Origin of the sequence: Niallia sp. 01092 (assembly GCF_052318935.1) — a bacterium.
In the GTDB taxonomy this organism is placed as follows: domain Bacteria; phylum Bacillota; class Bacilli; order Bacillales; family Cytobacillaceae; genus Niallia.
In genome coordinates this window covers 1-6,219 of the sequence record NZ_JBQRKO010000049.1, presented here as the reverse complement: position 1 = coordinate 6,219, position 6,219 = coordinate 1, and the positions used below count along the sequence as shown (strand labels likewise).

General features: G+C 33.4%; 7 protein-coding genes. 5 read left to right on the top strand and 2 right to left on the bottom strand.

The window, feature by feature from the left end; translation table 11 throughout:
- Positions 1 to 148 precede the first annotated feature (148 nt).
- The 3 genes from ACTXGU_RS22150 (at position 149) to ACTXGU_RS22140 (ending at position 2,310) form a co-directional block, all read left to right on the top strand.
- Entirely contained in the window at positions 149 to 544 is a 396-nt protein-coding gene (locus ACTXGU_RS22150; protein WP_443483684.1) for a YbaN family protein, read from the top strand.
- 73 nt (positions 545 to 617) lie between these two features.
- Positions 618 to 1,511, top strand: a complete 894-nt coding sequence (locus ACTXGU_RS22145) for a phosphotransferase (RefSeq protein WP_443483683.1) — start codon at positions 618 to 620, stop codon at positions 1,509 to 1,511.
- Positions 1,512 to 1,866: 355 nt separating this feature from the next.
- Entirely contained in the window at positions 1,867 to 2,310 is a 444-nt protein-coding gene (locus tag ACTXGU_RS22140) for a DUF6376 family protein (RefSeq protein ID WP_443483682.1), read from the top strand.
- A 299-nt stretch (positions 2,311 to 2,609) separates the two neighbouring features.
- Here the strand turns inward: ACTXGU_RS22140 and ACTXGU_RS22135 are convergent, their stop codons facing one another.
- A complete protein-coding gene (locus ACTXGU_RS22135) occupies positions 2,610 to 3,035 on the bottom strand; it encodes a DUF4395 domain-containing protein (protein ID WP_443483681.1) in 426 nt (141 codons plus the stop codon).
- 149 nt (positions 3,036 to 3,184) lie between these two features.
- Positions 3,185 to 3,571, bottom strand: a complete 387-nt coding sequence (locus tag ACTXGU_RS22130; RefSeq protein ID WP_443483680.1) for a helix-turn-helix domain-containing protein — start codon at positions 3,569 to 3,571, stop codon at positions 3,185 to 3,187.
- A 250-nt stretch (positions 3,572 to 3,821) separates the two neighbouring features.
- Here ACTXGU_RS22130 and ACTXGU_RS22125 point away from each other — a divergent pair, with 250 nt between their 5' ends.
- Complete coding sequence (locus ACTXGU_RS22125; RefSeq protein WP_443483679.1) at positions 3,822 to 4,034, top strand: helix-turn-helix transcriptional regulator; 213 nt, start codon at positions 3,822 to 3,824, stop codon at positions 4,032 to 4,034.
- A 427-nt stretch (positions 4,035 to 4,461) separates the two neighbouring features.
- The gene (locus tag ACTXGU_RS22120) at positions 4,462 to 6,042 is read left to right on the top strand and encodes a GGDEF domain-containing response regulator (RefSeq protein ID WP_443483678.1); all 1,581 of its coding nucleotides are present in this window, start codon (positions 4,462 to 4,464) and stop codon (positions 6,040 to 6,042) included.
- Positions 6,043 to 6,219 lie beyond the last annotated feature (177 nt).

Here is a 6,219-nt window from a genome sequence, read left to right as displayed (position 1 = left end):
AGAGGATGTCAATGTTTGTTAATACTATAAAATATAAAAAGGCAACCATAGTTTGAAACTGTTAAATAATCTCCACATTTACATACTTTGCAGCGTTGGTCTTTATATAATAAGATATATTTATCGTACGTAAGAAAGGAGTTTTTCCTTGAAGCCTTTATATAGATGGATAAATATCACATTAGGAACTGTTTTTTTAGGAATTGGCATTGCCGGAATATTTTTGCCTTTGCTGCCAACGACGCCGTTTCTGTTGTTAACCTCTTATTTTTATACAAGAGGATCTGATAGAGTTAATAATTGGTTTAGGTCCACTAGATTTTATCAACAGTATGTAAAAGATTTTAAAAGAGGCGGGTTAACTAAAAAGCAAAAAATAAAAATTCTAATTACGGGCTATATATGTTTAGCAATAAGTGCTTATCTTGTTGATCATTTATATGCACGAATTTTCTTAGGATGTATTGCGATTGGTCAGCTTGTCTCCATGTTTATTATTAAAACAAGAGCAGCAGAACCAACAGAAATGATGACGAAAAAATAATGGATTTCCACTGCCCATACTAAAATCGAAATAAAAAAGATATGGAAGTGATGATAAGATGGGGAACAGCTGGATGCCAGAACGGGTAGTTTCAAGAGAACTTGCAGGTAAATTATTGCATAATCAATTTCCGAATTTAGTCGTTGAATCAATAGAGGAATTTGGGGAGGGCTTTGATAATACTATCTTTCTTGTAAATAAAAAATTTGTTTTTCGCTTTCCAAGACGGGAAATTGCCATGAAATTATTGCAAACAGAAGCGAAACTATTGCCGTTATTAGCAGGTCAATTGCCTTTGACAGTTCCTGAACCTGTATATTTTGGCAGAGAAAGCAAGGAGTATCCATGGAGTTTTATTGGATACAATCTAGTAGAAGGAGTTGTACCAAAACGGATTACTGCTGCTCAACGAATAGGGATGGCAAAACCGCTGGCTCTTTTTTTGAAGGACTTGCATCAAACTTCTTTAAGCAAGATAAAGCAAATACCTGTCCCATATGATGAATTTTTCCGTTTGGATATCGGAAAAAGAAAAGTGAAATTATTGGAAAATATTTTGATTCTGCAATCTAATGATAATATAGAATTGTATAAGCGGGCAGAAAAGTATGCACTTTCTCTACAGCCAATACAGCTAGAAAAAATAGAAGTATTAACACATGGAGATTTACATATACGTAATATGATAGTAGATGAAAAGGGGCAGTTAGCTGGAGTTATCGATTGGGGTGATTCGCACATCGGCCATCCTGCAGTAGATTTATCGATTATTTTCAGTATGCTTCCATCAGCTTCCAGACCGGAATTTTTTCAAATATATGGAGAGGTGAATGAAGCGACAATACAACTTGCTCAGTTTAAAGCTGTTTATACAACAGTTGTTCTTTTAAGTTATGCACTGGATAAGGAGGATGCAGATTTATACTTAGATGCAAAAAATAGCTTGAAGTTTGCATTGAACGGGTAAAATAAGAGGATTATCGGTTGCAATTAAAGTAACATCTAGTTAAAATTCATCCAACTACAATTATTAGCGAAGCATAATTAATTGACTGAAAACGCTTTATATCTTATAATTACAGTAACAGCTTATGTTAGAACTTTTATAACAATAATATAATACAACCTTTGTATAAAGGGGAGTAACAGTACAATAAAGTCGTCAATACAGGCATCGAGGCCTCGGCTTTATTGGCAACTTATGTTGTTTGTGAGACCTTTACCATTTATTGGTGAGGTCTTTTTTTTTGCTATTAAAAAGGAGATGAATGTATTATTAAAAAAGAGTTAGGAAAAGGCAAAAAATAATGGAGGTACTTATTATGAAAAAATGGTTATTAGCTATTCCAATGATTATGTTATTATTAGCTGCATGTTCGCCACTTGAAGATACGAAAAATACATTAACGTATATCGATGAAGCAACCAAATATGTAAATGAAGCCAATCAGTTTGCAAATGATCTTCCAGCGCTAACTGAAAAAGCAGTAACGGATGAGCAGGCTGCACAAGAGCTAGAAGCAAAATTAAAGGATTTTCAAGAAAACATTCAAAACTTTAATAAGTTAGAACCACCTAGTATGATGCAAGATTTACATGAACAAATAGTTGAACAAAATAATAAGCTCGAAAAGGGTATTACAGTATATCTGGATAATATAGAGAATGGGAAATTAAAAAAAGAAGTACTGGAAAACAATGAGCTAGTACAGTCTATCCAAGAAATTCAAAGCATTTATAAGCAAATAAAAGAATTAGGAGAATAGCATTGCTTCAGGCTGTCGCTTCTGTAAATAAAAAAGGCTGTTTTCTCAAAGTTTGTTGTTTTTTACGTAAAAAAATGGGAGAAGAAGTACTCAGCAGACTGAATACACGTAGACTCCTGTGGGAATGCGAGAAAGACGAGACCCCACAGGAGCGTATGCGACGAGGAGGCTCGCCGCTCGCCCACGGAAAGCGAAGTGAATTCGGGCTGCGAGTTTAAAAGCAACAAGCTATACGAAAACAGCCAAATAAAAAAACGAACTTTTGTCGACAGCCTAAAAGGAGATTTCGCGCTCTGCTTTTATTTAGCAGAGCGGCGAAATTGATATTGTTTCCATTGAAAGCGAATAAAGCAGCCGATACAGAAACCTAAAATAGCGACAATCGATGCAAGACCAACCATTATGGTGAAAATATAACCTAAAATAGTCCAGCCTATTGAAAAGGAAAGAAGTCCCCCACCTAAACAGATTACGGCTATCAATTGATTGAATTGCTGTTGATCAACATCTTCCTGTACATAAGTTTGCGGATTTTTTTTAAGAAAAAGTTTGGCTATTCTCATAATAGGATTCCAATGAAAAAGAAGACCAAATAAACCAGCGATTAAAGGAATAACTAAAATCCAATATTGTTCTGTTAGCAAACTAATCAGTGTAACGGAAAAAATAACCCATTGATTTGTGCGAACAAGTGGACGTGGAATCGTATTTAAAACGGCTGTCATTTAAACCAACCTTTCTGATAGGATTTATTATATATTTTACTCCTGATTACCACGATTGTTAAGTATATTGCTAAAAATTTTTTAGGAAAATAACAAGTTAATAAAAATAACCAAAAGCTTGTAAAAAAAATGATGATACAAGCTTTTGGTTATTTTTTTCCTTCCTCCTGAAGAAAACTCCACATTTTATTTAATTTTTTAATATTCTTTTGTGGATCTTTCCTTATTTCACTGTATAAGTAGGGGTATTTTTTTAATTCCGATAATAAAATATAATCATCTTCTATTAGCTGTTCTTTTCTTATTCCTATTGAGTAGGCTGCTGCGCTTTCTGTTACTGCTGATCTGCCGAGTAAATAATCAGTAGAAACATGAAAAAAATCTGCCAATCTTTGCAAGGTTTCTGTATCCGGCCTGCGATTGCCCGTTTCATATCCAGAAATCGAAACTTTTGTCACATTCATTTTTTCCCCAAGCTTTGATTGTGTAAGATTCGCATCTTTTCGAAGCTTTCTTAATCTTTCAGGAAAACACATTCTTTATTCACTTCTCCCATCACTTTAAGAGGTTGTTCAAAAAGTCCGGTTCTTTAAGCTTCACTTTCTTGAACTTCTCGGCGCTTGTTGTTCTCCTTTTTGAACATGCACTTTAAAACTATTATAAGTTAACTTATAGCTAACAGTAAATTTATACAAGAAAGTTAACTAAATAGTAATTATTGCGTTGAAGTTAACCGTGTGTTTACGTATAATTTTAACTATATAAAGGCAGAGGGAGCTGGGAGAGATGTATCGAAAAAAACTGCGGGAAGTACGTAAGAAAAATGGTTATACTTATCAAAAAATGGCTGATAAACTAGGAATTACAAAGTCTTATTATTGGCAAATAGAAAATGGAAAAAGAGGACTCTCTTATGATCAAGCAGTAAAAATAGCAAGCATCTTTCAGAAAACCCCAGATGAAATTTTTCTTCCCGAAAAAGAAGTAAACAATCCTTAACTATATTCAACGTCATAAGAACGAATTTTATATTACTTGATTCCCGAAAGTTTCGGTTCACTTAATTTTCTTTTTCAGCTATGTAACGGTAAAGGAAATGGCTTTAAAAAATTGGAAAAAAATGATGAAAAGTGTTGCATTTTGTTAAAGAAAAAAGTATTGTAAAATGAGGTAGAAAAGTAAAAGTAATTTCCTGCAAATTTCTTAGCTTTCATCCTTGGATAAAGAGTAAAATGGACAATAATTAGTTTACTTGTAAAGTTAATTCCAAAAGATCGGTGCAACCGGCCATAAGTTTTTAGGCTGGTTTTTTTGTATGAGAAATTTATAGGTTCAGCTTGAAATACGACTTATCTGTGAAAGTATTAACATAAAGAGGTGCTATTAAATGTCTTTGGGGAAATATAGAAGCTTGCTGGTGAAAAAAATGAAAGATCAAATGCTGAATTGGTTTGAAAATAAGGGAATTCAACCAATTGAAAGTATAAAGGTTTACGAATTTCTTCACTCGATAAAAGGAACATCTGGAACACTCGAATTAGACGTCATCTATACATTATCATCAAAATTACTTCATAAAGTAGAAAATCGAACGGAACCTTGGCCAATTGAAGAGTTAAGAGAGTTTCTTTATGAATTAATGGAACTTAGTTATGATTATGAACAGTTTACGCTAAACGTATCAAAAGCAGCAAGAGAACGAGTAGTAAATGTACCGTTAATTCAAATTATTGATGATGATATTTCCATACTAATTTATTTAAAGGATAAATTGGAAAGTAAAGGCTGGATGGTCGTTGCGAGTACAGAGGCAGATAAAGCGATCGATCAATATTATAATATGCACCCTGATTGTATTATTATTGATGTAAACTTACCGCAAAAATCTGGATTTGAAGTTCTTTATGATATACAACAACATTCGAATCGATTTTTCGTTCCAAAAATTATGTGCAGCATCAAAAAAGATCGAGCTACACGCTTGAGCGCTTATAAAATGGGAGCAGATGATTTTATCAGCAAGCCAATTGATATAGAGGAATTTTTAATTCGAATTGAACGTCATTTAGAAAGGAAAAGAATATTTGATCAGTCCGTCATCATTGATGAACTTACACAAGTATATAACCGCAAATTTTTACAAGACTCTTATAACCGCTTTATAAGTGAGATGGCAAGAACAAATACTGTTGGTACAGTTGCTATTATTGACTTAGATTACTTTAAAAAAATTAATGATACATATGGTCATGTTATGGGTGATAAAGTATTAGCTGAATTTGCTCAATATATGAAAAAAAGCATTAGAAATACTGATACCCTTTTTCGATATGGGGGAGAAGAGTTTGTTATTCTTTTTCAACGGGCAACAGAAGCAGAAGTTAAAGAAGTGTTAAACAGAATGCTGGAGGGCTTTTCTAACATCGTATTTAATGAGGGGGAAAAGTCATTTTCCTTAACGTTTTCTGCGGGAATCTATAGTATTGAACATCAAAATATCGATTTGCAAACTGCCATCAAAACAGCAGATGAAGCGTTGTATTTAGCAAAAAATAACGGAAGAGCTCGGATTGAAAGTGCAAACAAAATGCAAATTGCCCCAACTAAAAAAATTCTAAACGTATCCATAGTGGATGATGATGCATTAATACGCTCGATATTAATCACGACAATTAGTGAAATGTCATTTGATAATTTAGCAGTTAATGTGCAAGCATATGAAGATGGCTTGCAATTTCTATCATCTGATCGGTTAACACATCCAGGTTTGCACTTTTTAATATTAGATGGCGTGATGCCAGTTATAGATGGATTGGAAATTTTACAACAGGTAAAACAATTATCCAGTAAGCAGGAAGTACATGTGTTGATGCTGACAGGGAGAAAAAGCAAGTCGGATATTGCACAAGCTTTAAAATTTGGTGCAGATGATTATTTAACAAAACCTTTTAATATAACAGAATTAGAAGCACGAATCATGCGTTTAATTAAGAGAATGATTCAATAACCTTCTTTTAGAAAAGAGGATGGAGTTTCGCTTATTTGAAATGTTATGAAACAAATAGGCTGCTTCGTCCTTTGGTTTTTATTAAGGATGTTTTCTCAAAGTTTGTTGTTTTTTACTTAAAAAAAATGGGAGAAGAAGTACTCAGCAGACTGAATACACGTAGACTCCTGTGGGAAT